Source organism: Pseudomonas sp. R1-6 (genome assembly GCF_051132115.1).
In the GTDB taxonomy this organism is placed as follows: Bacteria; Pseudomonadota; Gammaproteobacteria; order Pseudomonadales; family Pseudomonadaceae; genus Aquipseudomonas.
Genome location: NZ_CP071662.1, coordinates 2,974,333 through 2,989,248, shown reverse-complemented (window position 1 = coordinate 2,989,248; position 14,916 = coordinate 2,974,333). Strand labels below are relative to the sequence as shown.

Annotated in this window: 11 protein-coding genes; 5 read left to right on the top strand and 6 right to left on the bottom strand. The window is 62.0% G+C overall.

All coding sequences use genetic code 11. The features are described from left to right. Positions 1-2: 2 nt before the first annotated feature. The 3 genes from J3P81_RS13490 to J3P81_RS13480 all read right to left on the bottom strand — a co-directional run bounded on the left by J3P81_RS13490 (position 3) and on the right by J3P81_RS13480 (position 4,943). A complete protein-coding gene (locus tag J3P81_RS13490; RefSeq protein WP_434559075.1) occupies positions 3-2,306 on the bottom strand; it encodes an Orn/Lys/Arg decarboxylase N-terminal domain-containing protein in 2,304 nt (767 codons plus the stop codon). After that, a complete protein-coding gene (gene potE, locus J3P81_RS13485) occupies positions 2,303-3,712 on the bottom strand; it encodes a putrescine-ornithine antiporter (RefSeq protein ID WP_434559073.1) in 1,410 nt (469 codons plus the stop codon). The genes J3P81_RS13490 and potE overlap by 4 nt, the downstream gene beginning before the upstream one ends. A 235-nt stretch (positions 3,713-3,947) precedes the next feature. After that, entirely contained in the window at positions 3,948-4,943 is a 996-nt protein-coding gene (locus J3P81_RS13480) for an aldo/keto reductase (RefSeq protein ID WP_434559070.1), read from the bottom strand. Between the two features lie 113 nt (positions 4,944-5,056). On the opposite strand from J3P81_RS13480, the gene J3P81_RS13475 reads away from it, so the two are divergent. The 4 genes from J3P81_RS13475 (at position 5,057) to J3P81_RS13460 (ending at position 9,915) form a co-directional block, all read left to right on the top strand. Further along, entirely contained in the window at positions 5,057-5,980 is a 924-nt protein-coding gene (locus J3P81_RS13475; protein ID WP_434559068.1) for a LysR family transcriptional regulator, read from the top strand. A 124-nt stretch (positions 5,981-6,104) separates the two neighbouring features. Continuing rightward, positions 6,105-8,105 (top strand): M10 family metallopeptidase C-terminal domain-containing protein, encoded by a 2,001-nt coding sequence (locus J3P81_RS13470; protein WP_420763785.1) that lies wholly within the window; start codon positions 6,105-6,107, stop codon positions 8,103-8,105. Positions 8,106-8,197: 92 nt separating this feature from the next. After that, a complete protein-coding gene (locus tag J3P81_RS13465; RefSeq protein ID WP_420763786.1) occupies positions 8,198-8,626 on the top strand; it encodes a DUF2231 domain-containing protein in 429 nt (142 codons plus the stop codon). Continuing rightward, a complete protein-coding gene (locus J3P81_RS13460) occupies positions 8,623-9,915 on the top strand; it encodes a PQQ-dependent sugar dehydrogenase (RefSeq protein WP_434559066.1) in 1,293 nt (430 codons plus the stop codon). The genes J3P81_RS13465 and J3P81_RS13460 overlap by 4 nt, the downstream gene beginning before the upstream one ends. 85 nt (positions 9,916-10,000) lie before the next feature. On the opposite strand, the gene J3P81_RS13455 is transcribed toward J3P81_RS13460, so the two are convergent. Both J3P81_RS13455 and J3P81_RS13450 read right to left on the bottom strand, forming a co-directional pair. Further along, positions 10,001-11,341, bottom strand: coding sequence for an OprD family porin (locus J3P81_RS13455; protein ID WP_434559064.1), 1,341 nt, complete (start codon positions 11,339-11,341; stop codon positions 10,001-10,003). Positions 11,342-11,373: 32 nt separating this feature from the next. Further along, positions 11,374-11,796, bottom strand: coding sequence for a helix-turn-helix domain-containing protein (locus J3P81_RS13450; RefSeq protein WP_434559062.1), 423 nt, complete (start codon positions 11,794-11,796; stop codon positions 11,374-11,376). A gap of 290 nt (positions 11,797-12,086) precedes the next feature. On the opposite strand from J3P81_RS13450, the gene J3P81_RS13445 reads away from it, so the two are divergent. After that, positions 12,087-12,866, top strand: coding sequence for an EAL domain-containing protein (locus J3P81_RS13445; RefSeq protein ID WP_434559060.1), 780 nt, complete (start codon positions 12,087-12,089; stop codon positions 12,864-12,866). Between the two features lie 74 nt (positions 12,867-12,940). Here J3P81_RS13445 and J3P81_RS13440 read toward each other — a convergent pair whose 3' ends face one another. Continuing rightward, entirely contained in the window at positions 12,941-14,641 is a 1,701-nt protein-coding gene (locus J3P81_RS13440; RefSeq protein WP_434559058.1) for an amidase, read from the bottom strand. Positions 14,642-14,916: the final 275 nt, after the last annotated feature.

Below are 14,916 nucleotides of genomic sequence, written 5' to 3'. Positions count from 1 at the left end.
GGCTAACGGTCCGCCGCGTCCTGTTTCAACACCAGCAACCGATAGACGCCGCCGTCATTTTCGATCCCATGGGTGTCATGGGTGAAGCCAGGGAATGACCGGTCAAAACTCTCCAGAGCCTTGAGGTAAGCCAGCAAGGGTCCGTCCGATGGGCCTGCATTTTCCCCTGGCATCAACAGGGGGATGCCCGGTGGATACGGCACGATCCCCGTTGCCGCGATCCGACCGGCGGCCTCGTCCAGCGTCACCTGCTCGATTTCGTTTCTGACCAATTTTTCGTAGGCCTCCACGGGGCTGAACTGCGCTTGCGGCAGCGTGCCGAAAGCCTTGGCCATGGCTGCGGTGGTCTTGGTTTTTTTCATGGCGGCGAAGATCTCTTCGGCCAGGTCCTTGAGCCCCATGCCGGCATAGCGCTGTTGGTTGGCGCTCAACAGGTCGGGCAGGCACAGCTCCAGTTCGAGGTTGGCGTCGTAGTCGCGCTTGAAGTCGAGCAGGGCGTTGACCAGGGTGCCCCATTTGCCTTTGGTGATGCCGATGGAAAACAGGAACAGGATGGTGAAGTCGGTGGTTTTTTCCACCACGATGCCTTGCGTGCCCAGGTAGGCGCTGAGTACACAGGCCGGGATGCCGAAGTCCAGCAGATTCCCGTCGTCGCCCATGCCAGGGCTCAGGATCGAGACCTTGATCGGATCGAGCATGCAGTAGCCGTCTTCAATGTCGCCGAAGCCGTGCCAGACCTCATTGGGGTGCAGCACCCAGCAACCGGGGTCGGCCTTGAGCCGCGCTGGATCGACCTCATGGAAGGCGATCGACTGCCCGTCCACTTGCACCATCGGCGGTTGCCAGCACGAGAAGAACCAATCGTCGTGACTGAACATCTCGCTCTGCATATGGGAAATGACCTGCCGGAAGGCGACAGCTTCTTCGATCGCCTCGCTGGTGAGGATCTGCCCGCTGGGCGCCTCCATCATCGCCGAGCTGACATCGCACGAGGCCATGATCGCGTAGTTGGGCGAGGTCGAGGCGTGCATCATGTACGACTCGTTGAAGCGCCCGTGGGGAATCGGATTGCGGCCATTGCGCACGTGGATCATCGACGCCTGGGACAGCGCAGCCAGCAGCTTGTGAGTGGACTGGGTGGCGAACACGGTCGGTTTCGACGGGTCGTGGTCGTCCGGGCTGCCGTGCATCGCAAAGCGGTCCTTGTACAGCGGGTTGAAGCGCGCGTAGCCATACCAGGCTTCGTCGAAGTGCAAGCGATCGACGCTTTGCCCCAACAGTTCCTCGACGCGGGTGACGTTGTAGGTCAGGCCGTCGTAGGTGGAATTGGTGATAATCGCGTGCACGGGTGTCGGGTCGATGTCGCTCTTGACCAACGGATTGCTGGCTATGGCGGCCTTCACGCCCTCGGCGCTGAGGGTCTGCGGCAGGATCGGGCCGATGATGCCGAAGCGGTTGCGAGTCGGCACCAGGTAGGTCGGAATTGCCCCGGACAGCGTCATCGCATGCTCGGCGGATTTGTGACAGTTGCGGTCGCACAAGGCGATCTGGTCCCGCGTCACGCTGGCCATCAGGATCACGCGGTTGGACATCGATGACCCGTTGGTGACGTAGTAGGTGCGATGGGCGCCGAAGACCTTGGCGGCATAACGCTCGCCTTGCCCGATGGGGCCGCTGTGGTCGAGCAGCGAACCCAGCTCGCCGACGGAGATGGACAGGTCCGAGCGCAGCAGGTTTTCCCCGAAGAATTCATAGAATGCCCGGCCCGCCGTGCTTTTCAGAAAGGCCGTGCCGCCGGCGTGGCCCGGCGTGTGCCATGAATATTCGTAGCTGCGGGCAAATTTCAGCAGGGCGCCGAACATCGGTGGCAATACTGCCTGGCGATAACGTTCGATCGCCGCCAGGATCCGCCCGCTCAGGAACCGGCTGGTGTCCTCGGGCAGCCAGATGAAGTCGTCGGCGTGTTGCATGACGATCAACGGCACGTTGGACGCGGTGCTGCGATCACTGATCAGGAACACCGGCACGCGGGTGTTGCGCTCGCGCAGGGCGGTCAGCAGGTCGATGCATTCGCGATGGTCTTCGCTGGTGTCTATTTCCCAGCTGAGCAGCACGCACTGGATGGCCGGGTCGGAGCTTAGGATCGACTTGGCATCGCTCAGGGTCTCGGAAGTCAGCACGCTGACGGCGCGATCCTCTACGTCACTGATCAGCTGGATCAGGGCCCGGCCGAATACGCTGCGCTTGTCGGGTGCGTTGGAGACGAGCAGGGCCAGCATCCCCAATAGATTTCGATGTTCCGTCATGGCAATGCCTCCAGGTTAGCCGGCTTCAAGTGGTTGACGGGAATGGGCTCGCCAACGATGTGCTGCGCCGCGACGGTCTGGGTCGGTACGCTGTTGTTCATGGCCTCCAGGCGGATCAGGCGGGTATTGACGTAACCGAACAGCGTGTAGCCGACGATGACCGCCACGCCGCCGAGCATCAGCGCTTGTTCGCCCGAGCTGTAGAGCGCCAGGTAACTGTAGGCCGCGGCGATGCCTGCGACGATATTGGTGACCAGAGCCTTGTTCGCCGGGACATTGGAAACCTTCTGCAGGGTCACCAGCGTCGCCATGGAGAGAATGTACGGCACCAGGTTGGTCACCACGGCGAGGTTCACCAGCGTATCGAACTGCTTGGCGAGGTCGGGACTGATGGTCAGCAGCGCCATCGCCGTCTGCATCGCCAGCAGGATCAACATGCTGATGATCGGCACGCCATGCTTGTTGGCCTTGGCGAAGATCGGCAGGAAGTAACCCGTGTCCGCCGAACTCTTGAACACCTGGGCGACGGTGAACTGCCAGCCGAGCAGGGAGCCGACGCACGCCAGCACCATCAGCCCCATGACGATGTTGCCCACCAGGGGCGTGAACATCTTGGCGAACACCAGGCCGAACGGCGCGGTGGAGGACACCAGCTCGGCGTTGTCGACGATACCGGCGATGACGTTGGTCGAGACGATGTAGATCACAGCGGCCCCGAGCGTCCCGCCGAGAACGGCGATCGGCACGTTCTTCTCGGGGTTCTCCACCGCGTCACCGTTGGCGCACGCCGACTCCAGGCCTAGGAAGGCCCAGAGCGTGATCGCCACCGATGCGCCAGCCGCTTCGTACCAGGGTTTATCGTGAGGGTTCCAACCGGCCGCATAGACACTGCTGTCGAACCAGAACCAACCAATAGTCGACACCAGCACCACCGGGGCAATGACGCCCCATACGGTCACGGCGCCGATCTTGCCGGTAACGCTTGCGCCGCCGAAATTGGCGAAGGTGGTCAGCCACAACAAGGCGATGGTTGCCAGGCCGACTTGCAGCGAGTCGAGCTGGATGCTGAAAAGCGTCTGGATATAGCCGACGGCCGTGATGCTGATCGCCACGTTGGCAATCAGCAGCGATAGGCCATAGGTGTAGTTGGTGATGTAGTTGCCGGATTTGCCAAAGGTGTATTCGGCGTATCCGCCCATGCCGCCGGTCTTTCGACTGAGCATGCCGCAGCGGGCGAACGCGTAGGCCAGCGCCAGGGAGCCCGTGGCGGTGATCAACCAGGAGAGGATGGAGATGCCGCCGACTTCGGCGAGCTTGGTGGGTAACAGGACAATGCCGGATCCCAGCATGTTGACGGCAGTCAGCATGGTGAGTTGCCCCACGCTCATTTTCTTGGCGGCTGACATTCCCTTGCCTCACATACTGAAAGTGACGGGGTTAAGTCATAGCAGAGGATCTCCAGTAAGCAAGAATCGCTCGCATCGCGATGACTCCATCTATCGAATAACCCGTGGCGAGGGAGCTTGCTTCCGCTGGCCGGCGAAGCCGTCCCCGGCGGTCTTCGGGCAGACCGCGTCGGCTGTTTGCCACTGCTATGCAGCCGAGCGGGAGCAAGCTCCCTCGCCACGGTGGGTGTGAGGATCAGCCGTCGAGCAAGGTCATCACCTCGGCACTGTAGCGCTCGCCGGCCACGGCGCCTGCGGGGGCGAAAATGGCGTCCAGATGATTCAAGTCATCGCTGCTCAGGAAAACGCTGGCGGCGGCGACGTTGCTTTCCAGGTACCGACGCTGCTTGGTGCCCGGGATCGCGGTGACATTGCTTCCCTGGGCCAGTACCCAGCCCAAGGCCAGTTGCGCGGCGCTGATGTGCTTGTCCTCGGCCATGGCCCGGACTCGTTCGACCAGGGCGAGGTTGCGATAGAAGTTGTCGGCCTCGAAACGCGGATTGAAGCGCCGATAGTCGTCGGCGGCAAAGTCCTCCGGCGTCTTCAACTCGCCCGTCAGGAAACCACGCCCCAACGGGCTGTAGGCGACAAAAGCGATTCCCAGGCGTCGGCAGGTTTCGAGCACGCCGTTGTGTTCCGGCTCCCTGGACCACAACGAATATTCGCTTTGCACCGCCGCCAGGGGATGCACGGCATGGGCCCGCTCGATTGTCTCGGCGCTGGCTTCCGAAATGCCGATGTGGCGAATCTTGCCGGCTTTGACCAATTCGGCCATGGCGCCAATCGTTTCTTCCACCGGCACCTGAGGGTCGATTCGGTGTTGATAGTAAAGATCCAGGTAATCGGTTCCGAGCCGCTTGAGGCTGCCGTCGATCGATTGCCGGACGTACTCCGGGCGACCATCGACGCCCCGGGCATGTGGATCGTCGCTGCGAACCAGGCCGAACTTGCTCGCCAGAAAAATCCCATCGCGCTTGCCGCGCAACGCCCGTCCCACCAATTGCTCGTTGGTGTGCGGCCCGTACATGTCCGCGGTGTCGAAGTGTGTTACGCCCAGTTCCACGGCGCGGTGGAGCGTGGCGATTGCCTCTGGCTCATCCGCGCCGGTGGTGTAGAAATCCGACATGCCCATGCAGCCCAAGCCGATGGCGCTGACGTGTGGGCCTTGATGGCCAAGTTGGCGGGTGATCATGAGAGTGTTCCTTTGGGTTGAGATGACGAGATCAGTCTCCTTAAATTGGTTTTATGGATAAAGCTGGTGACTTTGGTTTAACTATTCGTGATTTCTAAACAGTGAGCCGAATAATGGACCGATTACAGGCAATGCAAGTGTTCCGACGCATCGTCGAGCTGGGCGGTTTTGGCAGGGCGGCCGATGACCTGGGGCTGCCCAGGGCCACCGTCAGCTTGTTGATCCAGCAATTGGAAAGCCACTTGGGCGTGCAGTTGTTGCAGCGCACCACCCGGCAAGTGCGTGCCACCCTCGACGGCGAAGCTTATTACCAGCGCTGCGGCCACTTGTTGGAAGAACTGGACGACCTGGAAAACTCGCTCTCCACGCAACGGAGCCAACCCCGGGGCACCTTGCGCGTGGACATGCCGATCGCCTTCGGTTGCACCTGGATCGTGCCGAACCTGGCGGACTTCTATCGACGCTATCCGCAGTTGCAACTGGACCTTGGTTTCCATGATCGGCAAGTACATCTGCAACGCGAGGGGGTCGATTGCGCCATCCGGGCCGGCAATATCGTCGACCAGGCGCTGGTGGCGCGGCCGATCGTGCGGCTGCATCAAGTGACCTGCGCCAGCCCGCAGTACCTGGCTCGCGAGGGCACGCCACGGCGACCTGAAGAATTGTCCTGGCACCGCGCCGTTGGCTTCGCGTCCGGCAATGGACGTTTTTTTCCGTTCGAGTTCGAGGCAGCGGGGCAGGTGCGAGAGCTGAACATGCCTTCGGAACTGACCGTCAACAATGCCGACGCCTACTTGACGGCCTGCGAAGCGGGACTCGGCTTGATTCAGGCGCCGCGTTACCACGTGCAGCGGCAGTTGGCAGAAGGGCGCTTGGTGCAAGTGTTGACGGAACATCCAGTGCCGTCATGGCCGATTTCGGTGGTCTATCCGCCCCATCGGCAACTGTCGCCCCGGGTGCGGGTGTTTATCGACTGGGTGATCGAGTTGCTCCATGGCGAAGCGGATGCCCAAGGCGAGTTGATGATGAAGGTGTAAGGCTTGGAAAAGCACGGCGCTGCGTTGCGCTGATGGGATCCAAGACTGGCGAAGCCGCCATGAGTGACTATTTTGTAAGGTGCGAAAATTTTCTGGAGTGTCTCATCGACACATGAGGTTCAGCATGGACAACGCACACAGCAATGCAGGATTGGCCCCACGAGCAGGCACTGGGAAGACCTTCGTCGACCTTGACGGCTACAACGACACCAAGAAAATCGCGGTGGCCCCGGACGGCACGATATGGCTGGCGGGCATGACAAAGGTAGAAAAGGATTGGGAGTACGAAGGCTACCGGACCTCCCTGATGCGCTTCAATGCCGACGGCACCCTCGATACGACCTTCAGCGACGACGGCAAGACGCAGCTCCCTCACGATATTTTCCCAGGGGAAGGCTACAGTGCGGCCGTACAGCCAGACGGGAAGTATCTGCTCGTCTACCCACAATTCACGTCCGGCATCGCCATGATCCGGCTCAATACCGACGGCACGGTGGACCAGGGGTTTGGTGTCAACGGTAAGGCCATCGTGCCGGGGTCCTGGGGCGATTATGCCAGTGCCACGGTACAGCCTGACGGCAAGATCCTGGTGTCGAATCAGGACAGCTACGAGAGTCTGTTTTCGGTCAGTCGCCTCAATGCCGACGGAACGCTTGACTCGACCTTCAATGGCGGCAACGCCATCCAATTCAATATCCCGAACATGGGCGCGCTGGAAGGGTACGGATTCACCCTGCAAGCGGATGGCAAATTGCTGGTGCCGGGTTACAACGGCGAGATGGTGGTCGCGCGCTTGAATGCAGACGGCAGCCTGGACAGCAGTTTCGGCACGGACGGCCTGGTCGATACGCAGGTGGCGGGCCTGGCAGCCTCGGTCACCGTCCAGGCCGATGGCAAGATCCTGTTGGCCGGTGGCGGCGAACAAAATGGCAGCGGTTTTGATTTCAAGATCATCAGGCTGAACCAGGACGGCACTCTGGACACAAGTTTCGGCAACGCTGGCGTCGCGGTGATCGACCTGACCGGTGATCGGGACATGGCTAGGGACATTACCGTTCTGGCGGACGGGAAAATCCTGGTGGCGGGGCAGAGCACCTATTTCGGCAACGCTGATTTCAGCCTTATCCGGCTCAACCCCGATGGCACGCTCGATACCACCTTCGGCGCACTTGACGGTGTGTTGCCGGGCATCGATGGAGGGCGGGGCGATGACGTCCTGTCAGGCACCTATGTCCCGGAACGACTCAGCGGCCATGACGGTGCCGACTTGCTTGATGGCGCTGGGCAACGGGACGTGCTGGAGGGCGGAGCCGGTGCCGATGTCTTCCGGGTCAGTACGATCGGCGACAGTTACCGCACCGACAACCAGGCCGTCAGCGATCGAATCGTCGACTTCGACGCCGATCTGGATCGGATCGATTTGACGTCGCTGGGGTTCAGCGGGTTCGGCAACGGATTGGATGGAACCCTGGCGGTGCACGTCAACGAGGCCGGAACGCGAACCTATCTGAAAAGCTTCGACGCGGACGGGCGGGGGCATCGTTTCGAATTGGTCCTGGATGGCGACGTGGCTCAGGCCCTCGATGAAACCAACGTGGTATTCGCGCCGCACCTGATCCAGGGGACCGAGTCAGCCGACCGACTGATGGGTTCGGTGGTCGGTGACCAGATTGTCGCCGGCGCCGGTAACGATGTCGTTTCGGGCGGCAATGGGCACGATGTCATCGACGGCGGGCTGGGACGCGACGTGCTCAGCGGCGGCGAGGGCTGGGATGTTTTCCGCTTCGATGCTCTCGATGACAGCTTTCGCACGGCCGACGGCAATTTCCAGGATCGGATCATCGACTTCGATCCGCTCACGGACAAGATCGACGTGTCGGCGTTGGGCTTCACCGAGTTCTGGAGCGGCTATAACAAAACGCTGCAAGCGGTCGTCAGTGAAGACGGCCAGCGGACCTACCTGAAAAGCTATGAGGCCGATGACGAGGGGCGCCGATTCGAGGTCACCCTGGAGGGGAATGTGGCAGCGCAACTGAGCGACAAGAACTTTATCTTCGCTTCAGGTGACGAGCCCTTTGCGCAACTGCAACTCTTGGGCGTCGCGGCCCCGGAACAGTTCGGGTAGACGGTCTGCCTGCGAGTAAAAATGTCGGAACTAACGCGCTCCCGACACGATCCTTTTCCAAGGCGTATCACCGCGACCGAAAAGGAGTTGTCATGACCGTTACCGCCCATCCTATCTACCGAAGCACGCCGGGACCGCTCCATGCGGTCCTGCTTGCCGGCACGGTTCCACTGTTTCTCGGGGGCCTGCTCAGCGACATCGCTTACTACAAGACCTACCAGATCCAATGGAGCAATTTCGCCTCCTGGTTGATTGCCGGTGGGTTGCTGTTTTGTGGGCTGGCGTTGGTGTTCGCGCTGGTCAATCTGATTCGCGCGGACCACAAGGCCGGTCGTCCAGTAGGCTATTTCCTGTTGTTGCTCGTCACCTGGGTGTTGGGGCTGATCAACGCCTTCGAGCACGCCAAGGACGCCTGGGCCGCGATGCCCCAGGGCCTGGCATTGTCCGTCGTCGTGACCTTGCTGGCCTGCGTGGCGGCATGGGTCGGGCTGACCAACCTGCGTTCGGGAGGTGAGCAATGAACCCTCGCATCCCATTGACGGCCTTGAGCATGGCCCTGCTGTTGAGCGGTTGCGGAGGCGAAGGGGACGCCACGCAAGCGCGCGGTCCGGACCCGAAGTTGCCGGAGCCCCAGCGTAGCCTCCTGCCCAGCATGAAAATCGCCGAGCCGGTGGCTTGGGGTGACCAGAAGCCTACGGTGCCGCAAGGCTACGACATCACCGCCATCGCCACCGACCTGAAAATACCGCGCCAGACCCTCGTCTTGCCCAACGGCGATATCCTGGTGGCCGAAGGCAGAGGCGGAAATGCACCGAAGTTGAAGCCCAAGGATGTGATCGCCAGCGTCATCAAGGCGAAGGGCAACACGCAGGTCAAGGGCGGTAACCGCCTGACCCTGTTGCGCGACGCCGATGGCGATGGCACTTACGAGCTCAAGACTGTCTTCGCCGAAAACCTCAACGCGCCCTATGGGCTGGCGTTTGCCGACGGCAAGCTGTACGTGGCGAACCAGGATGCGCTGGTCCGCTTCGACTACCAGGAGGGCCAGACCAAGGCCAGCGGGGCGCCCGTCAAGGTCACTGATCTACCGTCGGCGATCAACCATCACTGGACCAAGGCGTTGGCCATCAGCCCCGACGGGCGCTCGCTGTATGTCGGTATCGGTTCCAACAGCAACGTCACCGAGCGTGGCATGGAAGTCGAGATCGACCGAGCGATGGTCTGGCAGATCGACGCCGAGACGGGCGCCCACAAGCCTTATGCGACCGGCCTGCGCAACCCGACGGCGTTGAAGGTCGAACCTGGTTCCGGGCAGTTGTGGGCGGTGGTCAACGAGCGGGACGAGTTAGGGCCCGACCTGGTGCCGGATTACCTGACTTCCGTGCGCGAAGGCGCGTTCTACGGGTGGCCCTATAGTTATTGGGGGCAGAACGTCGATCCACGGGCGCAGCCGCAGGATCCGCAAAAAGTCGCCGCTGCGGTCAAGCCCGACTACAGCCTGGGGTCCCACGTCGCCGCCCTGGGTGTCGATTTTTCGATTCCGGCCATGGGCGAACAGTTCGCCGAAGGGGCGTTCGTGGGTGAGCACGGCAGTTGGAACCGTGACCAGCCTGTGGGCTACAAGGTGATCTTCGTGCCGTTCAGCAACGGGCGGCCCGCCGGTGAGCCGGTGGATTTCGCGACTGGCTTTCGCGGGTCCGATGGCAAGACCCGAGGGCGGCCAGTGGGTGTGACGGTCGATCCTCGGGGTGCCTTGATCATCGCCGACGACCTCGCGAACACGGTCTGGCGTGTAACCCGCAAGCCATGATCCCCAAGCCCGGGGCGGATCGTCGTCCCGGGCAACCTCCATGACTTACTAAGCGGAAACACTGTTCGACCGGTTTTTTGCGCCTTCAGAACGGGCCCAGTTTAAGTGGGTACTGGATGACGATGTACAGCCTGTCGATGTCATCGCCGGCCTGGGCGCTGTTGGCGCGATGGGTGACGTGGGACAGCTGCAACGACAAGTTCTTGGCCGGGCCTGACGGCACGAGATAGCGCAGGTCGATGTCGCGTTCCCAATGTCGGCCGCCGTCTCCCTGCTGCGGGACGTAGTTGCCGATGTTGCCGTCGTACGGGTTGTAGGCGCCGCCCCGGGGAGCATGGCTGCCATCTATCCCGCGCCCTGTCACGTAGCGGGCCATGAAGCTAAGGCCGGGAACGCCCATGGCGCCCAGGTCAAGGTCGTAGCGTGCCTGCCAGGAGCGTTCGCCCGGGCCATTGAAGTCGGCATATTTGATCGAATTGGCCAAGTAGATGGAGTCGCCGCCGACGAAGTCGAAAGGCGTGTCGCCGCGCACTTTCTGATAGGCCAGGGTGAATGCCTGGGCCTCGCGTCGGTATTTGCCCGCGAGGCTGAATGCCGTGTTGTCGATGGCCCCGGCACTGGCTTGGCCGTGGTCGCGGGTGTAATACAGGTTGCCGTCCAGGAACAGGTCGCCAGCGGTTGCGTGCAGATTGCCGTAGTACTGGCGCCAGGTGTCGCTCAGTTCGGAGGCGTAGAGCGCGCCGCCCACTCGCTGGCCGCTGAAAAGATCGGCACCGATGAAATCGATGCTGGCGTGTCGGGTGGTTGCCCCGTAGCCGGAAAAATCTCCCTTGGCGGTGGACGCATCCTGATTCTTGAACGCGCTGAAATGACCGGCCTGGAGATCGACCCCGTCGATCTCCCGACTGGTGAGGAGTGCGCCGCTGGCGTATTCCGGTTGCAGGCGTTTGTCCGCAGTGTCGAATACCGGCGTCGCCACGGTCATTTCGCCCAGTGCCAGGGTGGTTCGCGACAGGTTGAATTTCAGCGCGCCGCCGGCGCTGGAATATTGATCCTCGCTACGGCTGTCGCTGTCCAGCGGCAGCAATCCCGTTCCGGCGTGGCCCTTGCCGCCGTCCAGTTTCAAGCCCAGGAACCCGTGGGCGTCGATGCCTACGCCGAGGATGCCGGGGGTGAAGCCAGACTCGAACGTGGCGATGAATCCTTGCGCCCATTCCTTCTTGTAGCTTTGGCCCGCCGGGGTAGGGGACCGGTAGTCACTGTTGAGGTAAAAGTTGCGGCCCAGTACCTCCAGCGACGCCCCTTCCAAGAGGCCGGGCGCCGCCAGTGCTGGGGCGTTTGCTGTCAGCAGGGCGAGGAACCAGAGCGGCTTCAGCGTAAACGTCGCTTGCCCGGGGGCGATCAGGTTTTTCATGACAGGCGACATGGATGATTTCCAGATAACAGAGGCTCGCGCGATCACCCAGGCTCCCCCGCGTGCAGTAACGTGCGCAGCATGCGGTATCGCCAGGCGAACGGGCTGATGCCTTCGCTATGGGTGAAGATGTGGCAGAAGTGCGCCTGGTCGCAAAAGCCGCATTCCTGGCTGATTTGCGTGAGGGTCAGGTCGGTGGTCTGCATTAGCCGCTTGGCGCGCATGATGCGCTGGGCCCTGATCCAGGCTTGAGGGGACTGACCGGTGCTGGCCTTGAACGCTCGGGAAAAGTGACTACGGGAAAGCGCGCACGCCTCGGCCAGCCGGGCTATTGCCAATGTTTCACCGAGGCCGTCGAAGATCATTTTCTTGACCAGGCTTTCACGCCAGGGCGAAAGGCCGCCGTGGTTGGATTTTTGCAACGGCGTAAGGGGCGTCCTGACGGCGGTGAGCGATGGATGAGCCATGACATGAGTTCCGTGCCAGCGGGAAGCACGTCGATGTGCAGCGCTCTGGGGCGCGCGTCCCGCTTTAGAAGGTCTGCAGAGAGCCTCCATTTTTGGTGACGCCGCGCGCGGGTGCGAGTTAATCGTTGTTAATTACGTTCAGACAATCGAATGAACGCCTGATTTGACCCACCGGTCATACGATAACGGACCCGACAGCACTCCAGAAAGCCGCGCCCGTGCCGACTCAAGGGTATTGCCTATAGTTTCTGCTTCACAGGGACGCCCGCTGACGCGACGGAACACAGATCATGACCCAATCTTCTTCCCATCCCAACTTCAAGTCCCTTGGCTGCGCCGAGTGTCGTGACCACGAGGCGCTGGGGTTCGAATTCACCATGGCGTTCCAACCCATCTTCAATGTCCGCACGCGCCAGGCGTTTGCGTACGAGGCGTTGGTCCGAGGCCTGAAGGGTGAGTCGGCCGGCCATATCCTGGGGCTGGTGAACGACAGCAACCGCTACCGATTCGACCAGGCCTGTCGCGTGAAGGCCATCGAAGAAGCCGCTCGGCTGGGTGTCCTGGAGATTCCCGGTTGCCTGCTCAGCATCAACTTCCTGCCCAACGCGGTTTACCGGGCCGAGACCTGCATTCGCGCAACCCTGGAGGCTGCGCGTCAGACCGGCTTTCCGCCAGACAGGCTGATGTTCGAAGTGACGGAAGGCGAGCGTGTCGACGACCCGGATCACTTGAAATCGATTTTCATGGAATACGAGCGCCAGGGCTTCACCACGGCCATCGATGATTTCGGGTCTGGCTACTCAGGGCTCAACCTGTTGGCACTGTTCCAACCCCAGGTGCTGAAAATCGACATGGCGCTGACCCGAGGCATCGATCACGATCCGGTCAAGCGTGCCATCGTCGAGGGGATCATCCTGGTCGCCAACCGGCTGGGGATTACCATCATTGCCGAGGGCGTCGAGACGCGCGAAGAGAGCGCTACGCTGCTGGCGATGGGCATCGAGTTGATGCAAGGATTTCTTTATGCGCGGCCCGAAATCGGCCGGCTGGCGGTCGGAAGCTTTGATTAACCGATAGCTTGAAGCAATGGTGACGCAGGCCTCACCGGGGTGGGCCTGCTTTTACCAGGGCGGTGCTGTTGTGGTTACACCGGCGGAGTCCGCGGCGGGATCATCCGTTTCGATCCCAGCGACTCGAACGCCGAAGCCAGCTGCAACAGCTTCGAATCGTCATAGGCTCGGCCGGCGAACGTCAGGCCGACAGGCATGCCGATGTCTGCCATGACGCCCATCGGCACGGTGACGGTGGGCACGCCCAGGTGGCGGATGGCGAGGTTGCCGTTGGCGACCCAGACCCCATTGCTCCAGGCGATGTCGGCCGAGGCTGGATTGACGTCCGCGTCCGCTGGGCCGACGTCGGCCACCGTGGGGAAGATCACCGCATCGAGGCCCAGGCGCGCCATCCAATCTTCCAAGTCGATCCGGCGCGTCTCTTCGAGACCTCGCAAGCCATCAGGCAAGGTAGGAATCTGGTCCCACGGCGTGATTCCGCGCTGGGCCATCTTCACGTACTCGTCCATGCCGGCGGCAAGGTCATCCTCGCGGTTGGGCAGGGTGCCAGGGTCGTGGGGGAAAATCAGCGGTCCGTCGACGTCGGCCAGGCGATTGAGTTTCGGATCACCGTTGGCCCGCAGGAAATCATCGAATGCCCAGGCCGATAGATCCCACAATTCGTGATGCAAGAACTCCTTGGACACCAGGCCGCGGGTGAACACGGTCGGCGCGCCAGGGCGATCACCCTCGCAGTTGGATACCAACGGGAAATCCACCTCGATCACCTCGGCGCCTTGGGCTTGCAGAGCCTTGCGCGCTTCTTCCCAAAGAGCGATCACCGACGGGCGCGTGATGATGCGCTGGCCGGTCGGGCCACCGATCCCTGGCTTTTCGGCCGTGCCCGCCTCGGGGTCGGCGTTGATGTACATGCGCGGGACCCCAAAGCGCACGCCGGCCAGCACCTGCGGTTTGGCGGCAAGGCTTTGGTAGGACGCGGGACGAACGGAATCAACGGAGGGAATCGGCACCCAGGGTTGCAGGCGCCACAGGTCTCCGCGGGTGTCGGGGTCATTGGCCACCACCACGTCCAGCACTTCGAGCAGGTCGGCCATGGTTCTGGCGAAGGGCACGACAACGTCCATGGTTGGCGTCAACGGCCAATTGCCGCGCACCGAGATCACTCCCCGCGAAGGCGTGTAGGCGCACAGCCCGTTGTTGGACGCGGGGCCGCGTCCGCTGGACCAGGTTTCTTCGGCGAGGCCAAAGGCGGCGAAGCTGGCGGCGGTGGCGGTGCCCGCACCGTTGGACGAGCCGGAGGCAAAGGGCGCGGTGAGGTAGTCACCGTTGTACGGGCTTTCGGCGCGGCCATACACGCCGCGTTGCATGCCGCCGTTCGCCATCGGCGGCATGTTGGTCTTGCCCAGGCAAATGGCCCCGGCGGCGCGCAGCCGCTCGACGGTGAAGGCGTCGCGATAGGCAACCAGGTCCTTGAAGGCCGGGCTGCCAGAGGCAGCGGTCAGGCCCTTCACCAGGTAACTGTCCTTGGCCGTGTAAGGAATGCCGTCGAGCGGGCCCAGTGTCTGGCCCTTGGCCCGACGGGTATCCGACGCCTTCGCCTCTTGCAGCGCGTCGGGGTTGCGAACCACCACGGCGTTGAGGGCCGTAGGCGTTTCGGGGCCGTCGTAGGCGTCGATTCGGGCAAGGTAGGCCTGGACCAGTTCGACCGCCGTGGTCTGGCCGGATTCGAGCGCAGCCCGGAGTTGGGCGATGGAGACTTCGGTGATTTCAATCATGCGATGACCGCTGCGGCTGGCGAATGACGTGATGCGAGGCTTGGTTCGAACGAAGTTCGGGTGGCTTCACGTCTTTCAAAATGGGTTCTGATATCGGTTGCAGACTTTACTACGAGAGCGCCGGCCATTCACGAGGAATGTCCCGTGGCGTGGCAGCCGTTGTCACTGACCGTCCGAGGGGACGTGCGGTAATCGAGCGTTCTTGACAACAGATTCGTGGGCGCGAATACTTCCGTCTAAATTCATATAGATGACTAGATAACAAGGTAGATAAC

What these genes read in the sequence shown, in the direction of transcription:
- J3P81_RS13490 (WP_434559075.1), bottom strand. Translation starts at nt 2,306, where the DNA reads ATGACGGAACATCGAAATCTATTGGGGATGCTGGCCCTGCTCGTCTCC.
- J3P81_RS13480 (WP_434559070.1), bottom strand. Translation starts at nt 4,943, where the DNA reads ATGATCACCCGCCAACTTGGCCATCAAGGCCCACACGTCAGCGCCATC.
- J3P81_RS13440 (WP_434559058.1), bottom strand. Translation starts at nt 14,641, where the DNA reads ATGATTGAAATCACCGAAGTCTCCATCGCCCAACTCCGGGCTGCGCTC.
- J3P81_RS13455 (WP_434559064.1), bottom strand. Translation starts at nt 11,341, where the DNA reads ATGTCGCCTGTCATGAAAAACCTGATCGCCCCCGGGCAAGCGACGTTT.
- J3P81_RS13475 (WP_434559068.1), top strand. Translation starts at nt 5,057, where the DNA reads ATGGACCGATTACAGGCAATGCAAGTGTTCCGACGCATCGTCGAGCTG.
- J3P81_RS13470 (WP_420763785.1), top strand. Translation starts at nt 6,105, where the DNA reads ATGGACAACGCACACAGCAATGCAGGATTGGCCCCACGAGCAGGCACT.
- J3P81_RS13465 (WP_420763786.1), top strand. Translation starts at nt 8,198, where the DNA reads ATGACCGTTACCGCCCATCCTATCTACCGAAGCACGCCGGGACCGCTC.
- J3P81_RS13460 (WP_434559066.1), top strand. Translation starts at nt 8,623, where the DNA reads ATGAACCCTCGCATCCCATTGACGGCCTTGAGCATGGCCCTGCTGTTG.
- J3P81_RS13450 (WP_434559062.1), bottom strand. Translation starts at nt 11,796, where the DNA reads ATGGCTCATCCATCGCTCACCGCCGTCAGGACGCCCCTTACGCCGTTG.
- J3P81_RS13445 (WP_434559060.1), top strand. Translation starts at nt 12,087, where the DNA reads ATGACCCAATCTTCTTCCCATCCCAACTTCAAGTCCCTTGGCTGCGCC.
- potE (WP_434559073.1), bottom strand. Translation starts at nt 3,712, where the DNA reads ATGTCAGCCGCCAAGAAAATGAGCGTGGGGCAACTCACCATGCTGACT.